A 17,130-nucleotide genomic window follows, 5' to 3' on the forward strand; every position below is an offset into this window, starting at 1 on the left:
TAGCTGCCCTGATGTGCCATGATGTCCAAGCTGTCAAGACTCAGGGAGCAGCAGTGGATCTCAATTTTTCGATGGTCACACGACCGGTCGAGCGGCTGATCGCCACCGCGCAGAACGGGCTGGAGGTCTTGCGGCTGGGGGGCTTGGAAACCGGTAGCGTGCCGTCGCCGTCCCAGACCGTCGAGAGCGTGCCGATGTACAAGCTGCGGCGGTACTTTCCGCCGGACAGCCGGCGCGGCCAGTCGCCCGTCGGGCCGCCGGTGCTGATGGTGCACCCGATGATGATGTCGGCGGACATGTGGGACGTCACCCGCGACGAAGGCGCGGTGGGGATCCTCCACGCGCACGGGCTTGACCCGTGGGTCATCGACTTCGGCGAACCCGACAAGGTCGAGGGCGGCATGCGCCGCACCCTGGCCGACCACATCGTCGCGCTCAGCCAGGCCATCGACACGGTCCGGGAAACCGCCGGCAGCGACGTCCACCTGGTCGGCTATTCGCAGGGCGGCATGTGGTGTTACCAGGTCGCCGCCTACCGGCGCTCGAAGAGCCTGGCCAGCATCGTCACCTTCGGTTCGCCGGTGGACACGCTGGCGGCGCTGCCGATGGGCATCCCGGCAAACTTCGCCGCGCCCGCCGCGAACTTCATGGCCGACCACGTCTTCAGCCGGCTGGCCATCCCCAGCTGGATGGCGCGCACCGGCTTCCAGCTGCTCGACCCGCTCAAGACCGCCAAGGCGCGCGTCGACTTCGTGCGCCAGCTGCACGACCGCGAGGCGCTCCTCCCGCGCGAGCAGCAGCGGCGGTTCCTGGAGCGCGAGGGCTGGATCGCGTGGTCGGGCCCGGCCATCTCCGAACTGCTCAAGCAGTTCATCGCCCACAACCGGATGATGACCGGCGGGTTCGCCGTCAACGGGCAGATGGTCACCCTCACCGACATCACCTGCCCGGTGCTGGCGTTCGTGGGCGAGGTCGACGACATCGGGCAGCCGGCCTCGGTGCGCGGTATCCGGCGGGCGGCGCCGGACGCCGAGGTCTACGAATCCACCATCCGCACAGGGCATTTCGGCTTGGTCGTCGGTTCAAAGGCAGCGCAACAGAGCTGGCCGACGGTCGCGGAATGGGTGAAGTGGCTGTCCACCGGGGGCGACAAACCGGACAGCATCGACCTGATGGCCGATCAGCCCGCCGAGCACACGGACAGCGGGGTCGCGCTGAGCTCGCGGCTTGCGCACGGCCTCGGGGAGGCCTCCGAGGCGGCGGTGGGGCTGGTCCGTGGCGCGGCCAACACCGTCGTCGCCGCCAACAAGTCGGTCCGCACCCTGGCCGTCGAGACGGCCCGCACGCTGCCACGCCTGGTCCGCCTGGGCCAGATCAACGACCACACCCGGATCTCGCTGGGCCGCATCATCGAAGAGCAGGCCCACGACGCGCCGCAGGGCGAATTCCTGTTGTTCGACGGCCGGGTGCACACCTACGACGCGGTGAACCGGCGCGTCAACAACGTCGTTCGCGGCCTGATCGACGTCGGGGTGCGGCAGGGTGACCGGATCGGCGTGCTGATGGAGACCCGGCCCAGCGCGCTGGTGGCCATCGCCGCGCTGTCGCGGCTCGGCGCCATCGCGGTGGTGATGCGGCCCGACGCCGATCTGGCCGCCTCGGTGCGGCTCGGGGGAGTGACCGAACTGCTCACCGACCCCGCCAACCTCGAGGCCGTGCTGCGGTCCGACCGCCAGGGGCTGCGGCAGGTGCTGGTGCTCGGCGGCGGCGAGTCGCGGGATCTGCACCTGCCCGAGGACTCCGACGTCATCGACATGGAACAGATCGACCCGGACGCCGTCGAGTTGCCCGGCTGGTACCGCCCCAACCCGGGGCTGGCCCGGGACCTGGCGTTCATCGCGTTCAGCGCGGCCGGCGGCGAGTTGGTCGCCAGGCAGATCACCAACTACCGCTGGGCGGTGTCGGCGTTCGGCACCGCCTCGACGGCCGCCCTGGACCGCCGCGACACCGTCTACTGCCTGACGCCGCTGCACCACGAGTCGGCGCTGCTGGTCAGCCTGGGCGGCGCCGTGGTCGGCGGCACCCGCATCGCGCTGTCGCGCGGCCTGGACCCGAGCCGATTCGTCCAAGAGGTGCGCCAGTACGGCGTCACCGTGGTGTCCTACACCTGGGCCATGCTCCGCGAGATCGTCGACGATCCCGCGTTCGTGCTGCAGGGCAATCACCCGGTGCGGCTGTTCATCGGTTCCGGCATGCCGACCGGGCTGTGGGGGCGCGTCGTCGAGGCGTTCGCGCCCGCCCACGTCGTCGAGTTCTTCGCCACCACCGACGGGCAGGCGGTGCTGGCCAACGTGTCCGGAGCCAAGGTCGGCAGCAAGGGCCGCCCGCTGCCGGGCGCGGGGCGGATCGAGCTGGGCGCCTACGACGCCGAGCACGACCTGATCCTGGAGAACGACCGCGGCTTCGTGCAGATCGCCGAGCCCAAACAGGTCGGGGTGCTGCTGGCGGCCTCCAACGGGCCGATCGATCCGAGCGCCTCGGTCAAACGCGGCGTCTTCGCCGCCGGCGACACCTGGATCTCGACGGAGTACCTGTTCTACCGCGACGACGACGGCGACTTCTGGCTGGCAGGCAGGCGCGGCTCGGTGGTGCGCACCGCGCGTGGCCTGGTGTACGCCGAGCCCGTCACCGATGCGCTGGGTTGCATCAACGGCGTGGACCTCGCGGTGACCTACAACGTGCCGGTGGGCGACCACGAGGTGGCGGCGTCGGCGGTGACGCTGTTGCCCGGCGCCTCGATCACCGCGGCCGACCTCACCGAGGCCTTCGCCAAGCTCCCGATCGGCCTGGGACCCGACATCGTGTGCGTGGTGCCGGAGATGAACCTGAGCGCGACGTTCCGCCCCACGGTCAGCGCCCTGCGGGCGGCCGGGATCCCGAAGGCCGGACGTCACGTCTGGTATTTCGACGCCGGCACCGACCAGTACCGCCGCCTGACCGGGGCGGTCCGTTCCGAGCTGACGGGAGCGCAGTCATGATCGACGATGCACTGCTGAGCATCCTGGTGTGCCCGGACGACCGGGGCCCACTGGTGCTGGTCGGCTCCGAATGGCTCTACAACCCGCGGCTGCGGCGCGCCTACCGCATCGAGGACGGCATCCCGGTGCTGCTCATCGACGAGGCCCGCGACGTCGGCGAGGAGGAGCACGCCCGGATCATGGCAGAAGGCCGTCCGGCAGATCCCCGGTGAGATAGCGCTGCAGGTTCGGCGCGATGGTCCGCGCGATCTGCTCGGGCGGCAGCGACGCGAACGGCTCCAGTCGCAGGATGTAGCGCGCCATCACCACGCCCACCAACTGGGACGCGACGAACTGGACGCGGGTGGTGCCGCTCCCGGGCGGGTTGTCCACGCGCGAGCCGATTTCCACGGTGATCACGTCCTCGATGAACGTGCGGAACAGGCTGATCTCCTCGCCGGCCAGGATGGACCGCAGTGTGGCGATGAACGCCGCACCGATCTCGGAATCCCACAGCGGCAACAACAATGACGGGATGCGATAGCCGAGCTCGTCCACCGGCATCTCGCGCAACGGCCCGATGATGTCCATCGGGTCGATCGGGATGTGCACGGCCGCGGCGAACAGCTTCTCCTTGGTGCCGAAGTAGTGATGCACCAGCGCCGAATCCACCCCCGCCGCCGCGGCCACCGCGCGGATAGAGGTGTTGCGAATCCCGTTGCGCGCGAACAGCTCCCGAGCGCTGATCAGGATGCGCTCGCGGCTACCCGAGCTGCCGGCCGGCCGCCCTCGCCGCCGGCGCCCGGCGCTGGTGGCCGTCACTAGGAGCCGCCCGTCACTAGGGCGTCCGCCGCCGCAGCGTCGCCGCGGCCAGGCACAGCGCCGCCAGCGCGAAGCCCAGCACCACGGCGATGTCGCGCACCGCGATGAACGTCAGTTCCGGATGGGCGCCCACCTGCTGCAAGGCCTCCAGCGCGTAGCTGGCCGGCAGCACATTGCTGATCCATTGCAGCCAGTGTGGCATCAGCGCGCGCGGCACGATGATGCCGGCCAGCAACAGCTGCGGCACCATGACCAGCGGAATGAACTGCACGGCCTGAAACTCGGTGCGGGCGAACGCGCTACACAGCAGGCCCAAGCCGACGCCCAGCACGGCGTTGACGATCGCGATGACGAACACCCATGCCGGGCTGCCGGCCGTGTCGAACCCGAGCAGCCAGAACGACACGACGCAGGCCAGAATCGCCTGCGCCGCAGCGGCGATGGAGAAGGCGCTGCCGTAGGCGATCAGCAGATCCAGCCGGCGCAGCGGCGTGGTCAGAATGCGCTCCAGCGTCCCGGAGGCCCGTTCGCGCTGCATGGTGATCGCCGTGATGATGAACATCACGAACAACGGGAACAGGCCCAGCAGGATCAGGCAGGCGTTGTTGAACGGGGTCGGCCCGCCGGGGCGGTGCGGGGCGTTCTCAAACATGAAGTACATCAGGCTGATCACCAGCACCGGCACGAACAGGATCATCGCGACACTGCGGTGATCGGCCGCCAACTGGCGCAGGATCCGCGCCGTGGTCGCGGTGTAGCCGCGCAGGCTCAGCCCGCTTCGCGCATGGTGCTGCGCTTGATGATGGACAGAAACGCGTCCTCCAGTGACGTGCATCCGGTGTCCTCTCTCAGTCGGGACGGGGTGGTGTGGGCGACCAACCGGCCGTCGCGCATCAGCAGCAGGTCGCCGCAGTGGTCGGCTTCGTCCATCACGTGGCTGGAGACCAGCAGCGTGGTCCCGGCGCGGGCCAGCTCGGCGAACTGCTCCCAGAGATCCGCCCGCAGCACCGGGTCCAGGCCCACGGTGGGCTCGTCGAGCACCAGCAGGTCGGGCTGGCAGACCAGCGCGCAGGCCAGCGACACCCGGGTGCGCTGGCCGCCGGAGAGGTTGCCGCACAAGGCGGTTCGGTGATCGGTCAGCCCCACGCGGTCGATGGCTACGTCGGCGGCCCGGCCGTCGAACCCGTACAGCGCCGCGAAGTAGCGGACGTTGTCCACGACCCGCAGGTCGTTGTAGATGGTCGGATCCTGCGGCAGGTAGCCGATCCGGTGGCGCAGTTCGGCGCTGCCGGCCTGCTTGCCGAGCACGGTGACGGTGCCCGTCGAGATGATCTGGGTGCCGACAATGCAGCGGATCAGCGTGGTCTTGCCGCAGCCGGACGGCCCGAGCAGGCCGGTGATGCTGCCGGCGGCGATGCGCACGGAGAAGTCGTGCAGAGCTGGCCGTTTGCCGCGGACGACCCGTAGGTGATCGATGTCCACCGCCGGTTCCGAGGGCCCGGTAATTAATTCATCATGGGATGAACTCATCATGCGATGAATAATCCGCCCGTCGCGCGGGGTTGTCAAGGTCGCCCGAGCAGCGCAGGTGGCTCGGGGATGCCGTGATTGGATCCGACGGCTAGTTGAAGCGTTCGCCGGTGGCCGGGCGGCGCTGCGGCAGATGTCCGTGCACGCCTTCGGCGTAGGCGGTTTCGGCGTGCTGCGTGAGGTCGACACCGGTGGTCTCGTCTTCGGCGCTGACCCGGAAACCCATCAGCCGGTCGATGACCTTGCCCAGCACGAAAGTCATGGCGAACGCGTAGAGCGCGACGACCGCGATCGCCAGCGCCTGCTTGCCCAGTTGGCCGAGGCCGCCCCCGTAGAACAGGCCCCGGGGGCCCGCCGTCATCACCGCGGTGGCGAACAGGCCGATCAAGGACACCCCGACCACGCCGCCGACGAAGTGCACGCCCACCACGTCGAGCGAATCGTCATAGTTGAAGCGCAATTTCGCGCCCACCGCGAACGCGCACACGACGCCCGCGGCCAGCCCGACGACCGTCGCGCCCAGCGTGTTGACCGTCCCGCAGGACGGGGTGATCGCGACCAACCCGGCGACCACTCCAGAGGCCGCACCGAACGTGGTGGGCCGGCCGTCGCGGATCTGCTCGACCGACAGCCAGCCGAGCATGCCCAGGCAGCCGGCGACCAACGTGTTGAGGAAGATCGCCGCGGCAGTTCCGTTGGCGGCCAAGGCGGAACCGGCGTTGAACCCGAACCAGCCGAACCACAGCAGCCCGACGCCGACGAACAGCAACGGCAGGTTGTGCGGCCGCATCGCGTCCTTCTTGAAGCCGATGCGCGGCCCGAGCACCAGCGCCAGCGCCAGCGCGGAGGACCCGGAGACGATTTCGACGACGAGCCCGCCCGCGTAGTCCAGGACGCCCAGCTTGGCCAGCCAGCCACCGGGCCCCCAGACCCAATGCGCGACAATCGAATACACCGCGAGCGTCCACACCGGGACGAAGACCATCCAGGCCGCGAACTTGGCGCGGTCGGCGATCGCGCCGCTGACCAGGGCGGCCGTGATGATCGCGAACGTCAACTGGAACGTGGCGAACAGCAGTTCGGGGACCGTGCCGTGGGCGGTGTCCGGGGTGATGCCGAGCATGCCGAAATGCCTGAGGTTGCCCGCCAGCCCGCTGACCCCGTCCTCGGAGAACGCGATGGTGTAGCCCACCAGCAGCCAGGCCACCGTCACCAGCGGGATGGAGATGAAGCTCATCATGATCATGTTGAGCACACCGGTGGTGCGGACCATGCCGCCATAGAAGATCGCCAGGCCGGGGGTCATCAGCAACACGAGTGCGGTGCTGGCCAGCAGCCACGCGGTGGCCGCGGGATCGATCGCATGCATGGGTGGGCTCCTTCTCGCGGCCCTGGGGTCACAGGACACCGGGATACTGCCATGTTTGGCCTGCCGGTAGGTTCGTCGGGTTGGCGAAAAGAGGATTCAGGATCTGATGTGGTCGAGGCTCGAGGGCGGTTTCGCGGAAACGCGGCTGCGGCCCAGCTGTTAGTCGACCCGGTCGAGGCCGCGCGCCGATTGCTGGGCGCCACGCTCACCGCGCGCGGTGTCAGCGGGATCGTCGTCGAGGTCGAGGCCTACGGGGGAGTGCCCGACGGCCCCTGGCCCGACGCCGCCGCGCACTCGTACAAGGGCCTGCGCGCCCGCAACTTCGTGATGTTCGGGCCCCCCGGGCGGCTCTACACCTACCGCAGCCACGGCATCCACGTCTGCGCCAACGTCTCGTGCGGACCCGACGGCACCGCCGCCGCGGTTTTGCTGCGCGCCGCCGCCATCGAGGACGGCACCGACGTCGCGCGTGCCCGCCGCGGCGAGTTGGTGCACACCGCCGCCCTGGCGCGCGGCCCGGGCAACCTGTGCTCGGCCATGGGAATCACCATGGACGACAACGGCATTGACCTGTTCGCGCCCGACAGCCCGGTGACCCTGGAACTGCACGAACCGCTGACCGCGACGGCAGGCCCCCGGGTCGGCGTCAGCCACGCCGCCGACCGGCCGTGGCGGTTGTGGCTGCCGGGCCGCCCGGAGGTCTCGGCGTACCGTCGTAGCCCCCGCGCGGCCGCGCCGGGCGCCAGCGACTAGCCGGGCCGATCCCGGGTGGAAGGATCTTGGATCATGGGCGACATGATCATCGACGAGCTGGCCTGGCGCGGGCTGATCGCGCAGTCCACCGACCTCGATGCGCTGACCGCCGAGGCGCAGCGCGGGCCGATGACGGTGTACGCGGGCTTCGACCCCACCGCGCCCAGCCTGCACGCCGGACACCTGGTGCCGCTGCTGGCGCTGCGCCGTTTCCAGCGCGCCGGCCATCGCCCGATCGTGCTCGCCGGCGGCGCGACCGGCATGATCGGCGACCCGCGTGACGTCGGCGAGCGCACCCTCAACGAGGCGGACACCGTCGCCGAGTGGACCGAGCGGATCGGCGGGCAGCTGCGCCGCTTCGTCGACTTCGACGAATCACCCACCGGCGCCGTCGTGGTCAACAACCTGGACTGGACCCGCCCGCTGTCGGCGATCGAGTTCCTGCGCGACCTCGGCAAGCACTTCTCGGTCAACGTGATGCTGGACCGCGACACCGTCCGGCGGCGCCTCGAGGGCGACGGCATCTCCTACACCGAGTTCAGCTACATGCTGTTGCAGGCCAACGACTACGTCGAGCTGCACCGGCGCTACGGCTGCACGCTGCAGATCGGCGGCTCCGACCAGTGGGGCAACATCGTCGCCGGCGTCCGGTTGGTGCGCCAGCAGCTCGGCGCGTCGGTGCACGCGCTCACCGTGCCGCTGGTGACCGCCGCCGACGGCACCAAGTTCGGCAAGTCCACCGGCGGCGGCAGCCTGTGGCTGGACCCCGAGCTGACCACGCCCTACGCCTGGTACCAGTACTTCTTCAACACCGCCGACGCCGACGTGATCCGCTACCTGCGCTGGTTCACCTTCCTGACCGCCGACGAGCTCGGCGAGCTCGAGCAGGCGACGGCCGAGCGACCCCAGCAGCGCGCCGCCCAGCGGCGGCTGGCGCGCGAACTGACCGTGCTGGTGCACGGCGAGGCGGCCACCGAGGCCGTCGAGCACGCCAGCCGGGCGCTGTTCGGGCAGGGCGAGCTGGACCGCCTGGACGAGGCGACCCTGGCGGCGGCGCTGCGCGAGGCGTCGGTCGCCGAGCTCAAACCCGGCGGCCCCGACGGGATCGTCGACCTGCTGGTCGCCAGCGGCCTGTCCGAGAGCCGCAAGGCCGCGCGGCGCACCATCGGCGAGGGTGGCGTCTCGGTCAACAACGTCCGCGTCGACAGCGAGGACTGGACGCCGCAGCCGACCGACTTCCTGCACGGCAAATGGCTGGTGCTGCGCCGCGGCAAACGCACCGTCGCCGGGGTCGAAAAGGTCTAGCCGCGCGGGGCCCCGAACCGCCTTCGCGAAACGCGTGCGTGCACAGATCTTTACCTCACCGTGTCGTTGACGTGACCCTCGGGGACCACTGTTGTCACGGTGATTTTCGCGACGCGCGTGCGGTGGACCGTCCTGCCGATCGTGGGGGTGATCACCGGACTGGTGTCGCTGGCCGCGGTCTTGTCGGCGCCCATCCGCGCCGACATCGTGGGCAACGCCTTCCTGTCGGCGCTGACGAACGCCGGGATCACCTACACCCAACCGGCCAGCGCCACGGCGATGGGAGAGTCGGTGTGCCCGATGCTGTTCGAGCCCGGCGGGTCGTTCGACGAGGTGGCCTCCAGGATGGCCGAGGGCAACGGACTGTCATACGAGATGGCGGGCAAATTCACCATCGTCGCCATCGCGACCTACTGTCCGGCGGTGATCGCGCCGCTGCTGGGTAACCGGCCGCGCAGCTAGGCGCAAGGCTGCCCGTATTCTCGGCTGCGTGGTCGACGACAGGCAAAGGCAGCGCGGCGAACGGCGGGGGCGGCCGGCATCCAACGGATGGTCGGGTCCGGGCCGTGCGCGCCCGGCCCAGCCGCAGAGCTCCGCGCGCCGGGATGCCCCGGCCGATCGCGCGCCACACGACGGCCCACCGATTCCGCCCGGCGTGGAGGCCAAGCAGCTGGCGCCCGACGTCCGCCGCGAACTGAGCACCCTGGACCGCGCCACCGCCGACGCGGTGGCGCGCCACCTGGTGGCCGCGGGCGAACTGCTCGACGAGGACCCCGAGGCCGCCCTGCGGCACGCCCGGGCGGCGCGCGCCCGGTCCAGCCGGATCGCCACCATCCGGGAAGCGGTCGGCATCGCCGCCTACCACTGCGGCGACTGGGCGCAGGCGCTCGCGGAGCTGCGCGCGGCCCGCAGGATGGGCAGCAAGTCGTCGCTGCTGGCCCTGATCGCCGATTGCGAACGCGGGCTCGGCCGCCCGGAGCGGGCGATCGAACTGGCGCGCGGGCCGGAGGCCGCCGAGCTCAGCGGGGACGACGCCGACGAGCTGCGCATCGTCGCGGCCGGGGCGCGCGCGGACCTCGGCCAACTGGAGCAGGCGCTCACCGTGTTGTCCACGCCGCAACTGGATCCGGCCCGCACCGGCACGACGGCGGCGCGGTTGTTCTACGCCTACGCGGACACGCTGCTGGCGCTCGGCCGCGGGGACGAGGCGCTGCAGTGGTTCCTGCACTCCGCGGCCGCGGACGTCGACGGCGTCACCGATGCCGAAGACCGGGTCAGTGAACTCGGCTGATGACGGAGCCGGGTAACACCAAAACTCTTGCGCAGCAACATGATTGCCTGCTGATCGATCTGGACGGCACGATGTTTCGCGGCCGTCGGCCCACCGAGGGCGCGGTGCGGGCGCTCGCCGAGGTGCGCAGTCGCGCGTACTTCGTCACCAACAACGCGTCGCGCAGCGCCGACGAGGTCGCCGCGCACCTGACCGAGCTGGGTTTCACCGCCGTCGCCGACGACGTCGCGACCAGCGCGCAAAGCGCGGCGCGGCTGCTGGCCGACCAGTTGGCGCCCGGCTCGCCGGTGCTGATCGTGGGCACCGAGGCGCTGGCCGACGAGATCACGGCCGTCGGACTGCGCGCGGTGCGCAGCTACGACGACGAGCCGGCCGCCGTCGTGCAGGGACTGTCCCAAACCATCGGGTGGCCGGAGCTGGCCGAGGCGGCGCTGGCCATCCGGGCTGGTGCGCTGTGGGTGGCGTCCAACGTCGACCTGACCCTGCCCACCGAGCGCGGGCTGCTGCCCGGCAACGGATCGTTCGTGGCCGCGTTGCGGGCGGCCACCGGCGGCGACCCTCAGGTCGCGGGCAAGCCGGCGCCGGGGCTGCTGCGGGATGCCGCGGCGCGCGGCGACTTTCGTGCGCCCCTGGTGGTCGGGGACCGGCTCGACACCGACATCGAGGGCGCCAACGCCGCCGAGCTGCCCAGCCTGATGGTGCTCACCGGGGTCAATTCCGCGCGGGACGCCGTGTACGCCAACCCCGGTCAGCGCCCCACTTATATCGGTCACGACCTGCGCTCGCTGCACGCCGACGCCGAGTCGCTCGCGGTCGGGCCGCAGCCGGGCTGGCGCGTCGAGGTCGCGGACGCGACGATCACGGTGAGCGCCGACGGCGCGGGCGACGGGGACGGCCTGGCGGTCGTTCGCGCGGTCGCCGGCGCGGTGTACGGCGCGGCGGGCTCCGGCGAGGTGCGCATCGAGGCCGCCGACGACCGGGCGCGCGCCGCGCTGCAACGCTGGTCTTTGGTGCACAGCGACTGACGGGTGACTAGCGTAGTAACGCGATGACTATCGATCCCGATGAGATTCGCGCCGAAATCGACGCCCTGCTGGCCCGGTTGCCCCAGGCCGGGGACACCGAGGACCCCGAGCAGGTGCCGTCGCTTGATGAGCTCGAAGAGATAGCACGCCGCCTGTCCGAGGCGCACGACGTGCTGCTGGCCGCGCTGGAGTCGGCGGAGAAGGGCTGAGTGCGCGGATGTCTCGACGCGCCCGCGTTGACGCCGAGTTGGTCCGGCGCGGCCTGGCCCGGTCCCGTCAGCAGGCCGCGGAGTTGATCGGCGCGGGGAAGGTGAGCATCGACGGGATGCCGGCGCGTAAGCCGGGCACCGCCGTCGCGGTCACCGCCGCCCTGACCGTGGCCGAGGACGGCGAGCGCGGCTGGGTCTCGCGCGGAGCGCACAAACTCATCGGGGCGCTGGACGCCTTCGCGATCGCGGTCGCGGGCCGCCGCTGCCTGGACGCCGGCGCGTCGACGGGCGGCTTCACCGAAGTCCTGCTGGACCGCGGCGCCACCGAGGTGGTCGCCGTCGACGTGGGATACGGCCAGCTGGCGTGGTCGCTGCGCAGCGACGCGCGGGTGGTCGTCGTCGAGCGGACCAACGTTCGCGACCTGACGCCGGACGCGATCGGGGGACGCGCCGACCTGGTGGTCGCTGACCTGTCGTTCATTTCGCTATCCACGGTGTTGCCGGCGCTGGCTGGATGTGCCGCACCCGACGCGGATATCGTTCCCATGGTGAAGCCGCAGTTTGAGGTGGGCAAGGGCCTGGTCGGTGCCGGGGGTGTGGTGCACGACCCGGAGCTGCGCGCCGGCGCGGTGCTGGCGGTCGCCGCCCGCGCGGCCGAGCTGGGCTGGCACCCGGTCGACGTCACCGCCAGCCCGCTGCCCGGCCCGTCGGGCAACGTCGAGTACTTCCTGCGGCTGCGCGCCCAGACCGATCGGCCGCTCGCCGGCGACGAGCTGGTGAGTGCGGTGCGGTCCGCGGTGGAAAGCGGGCCGCAGTGACTCACGAACGCACCGTGCTGATGGTGGTTCACACCGGCCGCGACGAGGCCACCGAGACCGCGCGACGCGTGCAAAAAGTGCTGGGCGACAACGCAATCGCGCTTCGTGTGCTGTCGGCCGAGGCGGTCGACAAGGGGCCGCTGCACCTGGCCCCCGATGACATGCGCGCCCTGGGCATCGAGATCGAGGTGGTCAACGCCGACCCGCAGGCGGCCGAGGGCTGCGAATTGGTGCTGGCGCTGGGTGGCGACGGCACGTTCCTGCGGGCCGCCGAACTGGCCCGCAACGCCAACATTCCGGTGCTGGGTGTCAACCTGGGTCGCATCGGGTTCCTGGCCGAGGCCGAGGCCGAGGCCATCGACCGGGTGCTGGAACATGTTGTGGCACAAGATTACCGGGTGGAAAACCGGTTGACGCTCGACGTGATCGTGCGCCACGGCGGCGGCGTCGCCGTGCACGGGTGGGCGCTCAACGAAGTCAGCCTGGAGAAGGGGCCCCGGCTGGGCGTGCTCGGCGTGGTGCTCGAGATCGACGGGCGCCCGGTCTCGGCGTTCGGGTGCGACGGGGTTCTGGTGTCCACACCCACCGGGTCCACCGCGTACGCGTTCTCCGCGGGCGGCCCGGTGCTGTGGCCGGACCTCGAGGCAATCCTGGTGGTACCCAACAACGCTCACGCCCTGTTCGGCCGCCCCATGGTCACCAGCCCGGACGCCACCATCGCGATCGAGGTCGAGGCCGACGGGCACGACGCCCTGGTGTTCTGCGACGGCCGGCGCGAAATGCTGATCCCGGCGGGCAGCCGGCTGGAGGTAAAACGTTGCGACACACCGGTGAAATGGGCCCGGCTGGACAGCGCCCCGTTCACCGACCGGCTGGTGCGCAAGTTCCGGTTGCCGGTCACCGGGTGGCGCGGGAACTGACGGCCCCGACGCAGGTGCTGACTGAATGCTGACCGAAATCCGCATCGAGTCACTCGGTGCCATCAGCGCCGCGGTCGGCGAGTTCGACCGCGGCCTGACCGTGCTGACCGGCGAGACCGGTACCGGCAAGACGATGGTGGTGACCGGGCTGCACCTGCTCGGTGGCGCCCGCGCGGACGCCACCCGGGTGCGGTCCGGCGCCGATCGGGCGATCGTCGAAGGCCGGTTCACCACAACCGATCTCGACGAGTCATTGATCGTGAAGCTGGACGAGATGCTGGACGCGTCGGGGGCCGAGCGCGACGAGGACGGCAGCGTGATCGCGCTGCGCTCGGTCAGCCGCGAGGGGCCGTCGCGCGCCTATCTCGGCGGGCGCAGCGTGCCGGCCAAGTCGCTGGGGGACTTCACCGCCGGGCTGCTGACCCTGCACGGGCAGAACGACCAGCTGCGGCTCATGCGTCCCGAGGAGCAGTGCGGCGCGCTGGACCGGTTCGCGAAGGCCGGTCCCGCGCTGGAGCGCTATTGCAAACTGCGCGACGCCTGGCTGTCGGCGCGGCGCGATCTCCTGGACCGCCGCAACCGGATGCGCGAGCTGGCGCTCGAGGCCGACCGGCTCAACTTCGCCCTCACCGAGATCGACGCCGTGGACCCGCAACCCGGCGAGGACGACGCCCTGGTCGCCGAGATCCTGCGGCTCTCCGAGCTGGACACCCTGCGCGAGGCCGCGGCCACCGCGCGCGCGGCCCTGTCCTCCGATGAGGCCGACGGGTCCGGGTTCAGCGCGACCGACAGCCTGGGAAAGGCAAGGGCCGCACTGGAATCGACGGACGACGCGAAGCTTCTCGCGTTGGGCGGCCAGCTCGGCGAGGTGCTGACCGTGGTCGTCGACGCGGCCGGTGAGCTGGCCGGCTTCCTCGACGAGCTGCCGGTCGACGCCAGCGCGCTGGAATCCAGACTGGCCCGGCAGGCCGAACTGCGCACGCTGACCCGCAAGTACGCCGCGGACATCGACGGCGTGCTCGCGTGGGCCCGCGAGTCGCGGGAGCGGCTGGCCCAACTGGACGTCTCCGAGGAGGGGCTGGCGTCGCTCGCGGCCCGCGTCGACGAGCTGGCGCGCGAATTAGCCGAGGCGGCGGTCGATCTCAGCAACATCCGGCGCAAGGCCGCCAAGCGGCTGGCCAAGGAGGTCACCGCCGAGCTGTCCGGGCTGGCGATGGCCGACGCGCAGTTCGGCATCGACGTCTCCGTCGATACCGCATCGGGCGCCGACGACGCGGCCAGCCTCACTGTGTCGTTTGGGCCCGACGGGCCGATGCTGGCCCGCGCCGGCGCCGGCGGCATCGACCAGGTGGAGTTCGGCTTCGCCGCGCACCGCGGGATGGACCAGCTGCCGCTGGCCAAGAGCGCCTCCGGTGGCGAGCTGTCCCGGGTGATGCTGGCGCTGGAAGTGGTGCTGGCGGCCTCGCGCAAGGAGACGGTGGGCACCACCATGGTGTTCGACGAGGTCGACGCCGGGGTGGGCGGCCGCGCGGCGGTGCAGATCGGCCGGCGGCTGGCGCGGTTGGCGCGCACCCACCAGGTGATCGTCGTGACGCACCTGCCGCAGGTCGCGGCGTACGCCGACGTGCACCTGGTGGTGCACGGCGCGGGGCCGAAGGGGACCAGCGTGGTGCGGCGGGTCGCCGACGACGAGCGGGTGGCCGAGTTGGCGCGGATGCTGGCCGGGCTGGGCGAATCCGACAGCGGCCGCGCGCACGCCCGTGAGCTGCTGCAGGCCGCGCAGAAGGATGAGATCTAACCGCCGACAACAAGTAATACAGATGTGACTAATGGGACTCTAGATAACTTATGAGGCTAATGTTACGGCGCGCCTCCCGTCCTCGCCGCAGCTTCGCGGACAGAATCGCCCCCATGAAGATGTCAGGCCTGCTCTCCCGTAACCCCGCCCGGCCCGGCCTCGTCGGCACCGCCCGCGTTGACCGGAACATCGACCGCCTGCTGCGCCGTGTCTGCCCCGGCGACATCGTGGTGCTCGACGTCCTGGATCTGGACCGCATCACGGCGGACGCGCTGGTGGAGGCCGACATCGCCGCGGTGGTCAACGCGTCTCCGTCGGTGTCGGGCCGCTACCCGAACATGGGCCCGGAGGTGCTGGTCAACAACGGGGTGACCCTGATCGACGAGGCCGGCCCGGACATCTTCAAGAAGGTCAAGGACGGCGCCAAGATCCGCCTGCACGAGGGCGGGGTGTACGCCGGTGACCGCAGGCTGGTCCGCGGCACCGAGCGCACCGACCACGACATCGCCGACCTGATGCGCGAGGCCAAGAGCGGGCTGTCCGCCCACCTGGAGGCCTTCGCCGGCAACACGATCGAGTTCATCAAGAGCGAGAGCCCGCTGCTGATCGACGGCATCGGCATCCCCGACGTCGACGTCGACCTGCGCCGCCGGCACGTGGTGATCGTCGCCGACGAGCCCAGCGCCGAGGACGATTTGAAGTCGCTCAAGCCGTTCATCAAGGAGTATCAGCCGGCCCTGATCGGTGTCGGCACCGGCGCCGACGTCCTGCGCAAGGCGGGCTACCGCCCCCAGGTCATCGTCGGCGACCCCGACCAGATCAGCACCGACGCGCTCAAGTGCGGCGCCCAGGTGGTGCTGCCCGCCGACGCCGACGGGCACGCGCCCGGCCTGGAACGGATCCAGGATCTCGGCGTCGGGGCGATGACGTTCCCGGCCGCGGGCTCGGCGATCGACCTGGCCCTGCTGCTGGCCGATCACCACGGCGCCGCGCTGCTGGTGACGGCCGGGCACACCGCCAACATCGAGACGTTCTTCGACCGGACCCGGGCGCACAGCAACCCCTCGACCTTCTTGACCCGGCTGCGGGTCGGGGAGAAGGTGGTGGACGCCAAGGCCGTGGCCACGCTGTACCGCAACCACATCTCGGCGGGTGCCATCGCGCTGCTGGCGCTGACCATGCTGATCGCCGTCATCGTCGCGCTGTGGGTGTCGCGCACCGACGCCGCGGTGCTGCATTGGGTCACCGACTATTGGAACCACTTCTGCCTGATGGTGCAGAAGTGGGTCACCTAGATGATCTCGTTGCGCCAACACGCGCTGTCGCTGGCCGCCGTCTTCCTGGCGCTGGCCGTGGGGGTCGTGCTGGGTTCCGGCTTCTTGTCGGACACCCTGTTGTCCAGCCTGCGCGACGAGAAGCGCGACCTGAACACCCAGATCAGCGGGCTCAACGACCAGAAGAATGTGCTGAACGAAAAGCTCAGCGCGGCAAACAATTTCGATACTCAACTGGCGGGGCGGATGCTGCACGACGCGCTGGCCGGCAAGGCGGTGGTGGTGTTCCGCACCCCGGATGCCACCGACGACGACGTGGCCGCGGTGTCGAAGTTCATCGGTCAGGGGGGCGGGACGGTGACCGGGACGGTGTCGCTGACCAGTGAGTTCGTCGAGGCCAATTCGGCGGAGAAGCTGCAGACGGTGGTCAACTCCTCGGTGCTGCCCGCGGGTCAGCAGCTGAGCACGAAGCTGGTCGACCAGGGTTCGCAGGCGGGTGACCTGATGGGCATCGCGCTGCTGGCCAACGCCAACCCGGCGGTGCCCCCGGTGGACGACGTCGCGCGCAACACCGTGCTGGCGGCGCTGCGCGACACCGGCTTCATCACGTACCAGGCGACCGATCACATGGGCGCGGCCAACGCCGCGCTGGTCGTCACCGGCGGCGCGCTGCCCGGGGACGCCGGCAACAAGGGCGTCAGCGTGGCGCGGTTCTCGGCCGCGCTGGCCCCGCACGGCTCGGGCACCCTGCTCGCCGGGCGCGACGGTTCGGCGACCGGAGGCGCCGCGGTGGCGGTGACGCGTGCCGACGCCGGGATGAACTCCGCGATCAGCACGGTCGACGACGTCGACGCCGCGCCGGGCCGCATCACCGCGGTCCTGGGCCTGCACGACCTCCTGGGCGGCGGGCACGCAGGGCAGTACGGCACCGGTCACGGGGCCACATCAATCACGGTGCCCCAGTAGCGGGCGTGTTAGCCGCGACACAGCGCGGTGGAT

The 17,130-nt window shown here is 70.8% G+C and carries 17 protein-coding genes; 13 read left to right on the forward strand and 4 right to left on the reverse strand.

Features of this window, described 5'->3' with window-relative positions; translation table 11 throughout:
• Positions 1-11 precede the first annotated feature (11 nt).
• Both B9D87_RS04400 and B9D87_RS04405 read left to right on the forward strand, forming a co-directional pair.
• Entirely contained in the window at positions 12-3,038 is a 3,027-nt protein-coding gene (locus B9D87_RS04400) for an acyl-CoA synthetase (protein WP_085977890.1), read from the forward strand.
• Entirely contained in the window at positions 3,035-3,250 is a 216-nt protein-coding gene (locus B9D87_RS04405) for a Trm112 family protein (protein WP_007775985.1), read from the forward strand. Before B9D87_RS04400 ends, B9D87_RS04405 begins: the two co-directional genes overlap by 4 nt.
• Here B9D87_RS04405 and B9D87_RS04410 read toward each other — a convergent pair.
• The 4 genes from B9D87_RS04410 to B9D87_RS04425 all read right to left on the reverse strand — a co-directional run bounded on the left by B9D87_RS04410 (position 3,216) and on the right by B9D87_RS04425 (position 6,738).
• On the reverse strand, positions 3,216-3,839 hold the full coding sequence (locus tag B9D87_RS04410) for a TetR/AcrR family transcriptional regulator (RefSeq protein ID WP_007775983.1): 624 nt from the start codon (positions 3,837-3,839) through the stop codon (positions 3,216-3,218). The genes B9D87_RS04405 and B9D87_RS04410 overlap by 35 nt on opposite strands.
• 16 nt (positions 3,840-3,855) lie before the next feature.
• A complete protein-coding gene (locus tag B9D87_RS04415) occupies positions 3,856-4,674 on the reverse strand; it encodes an ABC transporter permease (RefSeq protein WP_199778447.1) in 819 nt (272 codons plus the stop codon).
• Positions 4,608-5,372 (reverse strand): ABC transporter ATP-binding protein, encoded by a 765-nt coding sequence (locus B9D87_RS04420; RefSeq protein WP_040631793.1) that lies wholly within the window; start codon positions 5,370-5,372, stop codon positions 4,608-4,610. Before B9D87_RS04420 ends, B9D87_RS04415 begins: the two co-directional genes overlap by 67 nt.
• Before the next feature lie 88 nt (positions 5,373-5,460).
• On the reverse strand, positions 5,461-6,738 hold the full coding sequence (locus B9D87_RS04425; protein WP_007775977.1) for an ammonium transporter: 1,278 nt from the start codon (positions 6,736-6,738) through the stop codon (positions 5,461-5,463).
• Positions 6,739-6,846: 108 nt separating this feature from the next.
• Here B9D87_RS04425 and B9D87_RS04430 point away from each other — a divergent pair, with 108 nt between their 5' ends.
• The 11 genes from B9D87_RS04430 to B9D87_RS04480 all read left to right on the forward strand — a co-directional run bounded on the left by B9D87_RS04430 (position 6,847) and on the right by B9D87_RS04480 (position 17,097).
• Entirely contained in the window at positions 6,847-7,491 is a 645-nt protein-coding gene (locus B9D87_RS04430; RefSeq protein WP_007775976.1) for a DNA-3-methyladenine glycosylase, read from the forward strand.
• A gap of 33 nt (positions 7,492-7,524) precedes the next feature.
• Positions 7,525-8,796, forward strand: a complete 1,272-nt coding sequence (gene tyrS / locus B9D87_RS04435; protein ID WP_007775974.1) for a tyrosine--tRNA ligase — start codon at positions 7,525-7,527, stop codon at positions 8,794-8,796.
• 99 nt (positions 8,797-8,895) lie between these two features.
• Positions 8,896-9,258, forward strand: a complete 363-nt coding sequence (locus B9D87_RS04440; protein ID WP_007775971.1) for a DUF732 domain-containing protein — start codon at positions 8,896-8,898, stop codon at positions 9,256-9,258.
• Between the two features lie 28 nt (positions 9,259-9,286).
• Entirely contained in the window at positions 9,287-10,087 is an 801-nt protein-coding gene (locus B9D87_RS04445; RefSeq protein WP_415623602.1) for a tetratricopeptide repeat protein, read from the forward strand.
• Positions 10,087-11,112, forward strand: coding sequence for an HAD-IIA family hydrolase (locus B9D87_RS04450; RefSeq protein WP_007775967.1), 1,026 nt, complete (start codon positions 10,087-10,089; stop codon positions 11,110-11,112). Before B9D87_RS04445 ends, B9D87_RS04450 begins: the two co-directional genes overlap by 1 nt.
• Before the next feature lie 23 nt (positions 11,113-11,135).
• Positions 11,136-11,321, forward strand: a complete 186-nt coding sequence (locus B9D87_RS04455) for a hypothetical protein (RefSeq protein ID WP_007775965.1) — start codon at positions 11,136-11,138, stop codon at positions 11,319-11,321.
• Positions 11,322-11,329: 8 nt separating this feature from the next.
• On the forward strand, positions 11,330-12,139 hold the full coding sequence (locus tag B9D87_RS04460; protein WP_007775963.1) for a TlyA family RNA methyltransferase: 810 nt from the start codon (positions 11,330-11,332) through the stop codon (positions 12,137-12,139).
• Complete coding sequence (locus B9D87_RS04465) at positions 12,136-13,059, forward strand: NAD kinase (RefSeq protein WP_007775961.1); 924 nt, start codon at positions 12,136-12,138, stop codon at positions 13,057-13,059. Before B9D87_RS04460 ends, B9D87_RS04465 begins: the two co-directional genes overlap by 4 nt.
• 25 nt (positions 13,060-13,084) lie before the next feature.
• A complete protein-coding gene (recN, locus tag B9D87_RS04470) occupies positions 13,085-14,857 on the forward strand; it encodes a DNA repair protein RecN (RefSeq protein ID WP_007775958.1) in 1,773 nt (590 codons plus the stop codon).
• A 113-nt stretch (positions 14,858-14,970) separates the two neighbouring features.
• Positions 14,971-16,152, forward strand: a complete 1,182-nt coding sequence (steA, locus tag B9D87_RS04475; protein ID WP_007775955.1) for a putative cytokinetic ring protein SteA — start codon at positions 14,971-14,973, stop codon at positions 16,150-16,152.
• The gene (locus B9D87_RS04480) at positions 16,153-17,097 is read left to right on the forward strand and encodes a copper transporter (RefSeq protein ID WP_007775951.1); all 945 of its coding nucleotides are present in this window, start codon (positions 16,153-16,155) and stop codon (positions 17,095-17,097) included. It abuts the gene before it with no gap.
• Positions 17,098-17,130: the final 33 nt, after the last annotated feature.

This window comes from Mycobacterium colombiense CECT 3035 (assembly GCF_002105755.1).
Lineage (GTDB): Bacteria > Actinomycetota > Actinomycetes > Mycobacteriales > Mycobacteriaceae > Mycobacterium > Mycobacterium colombiense.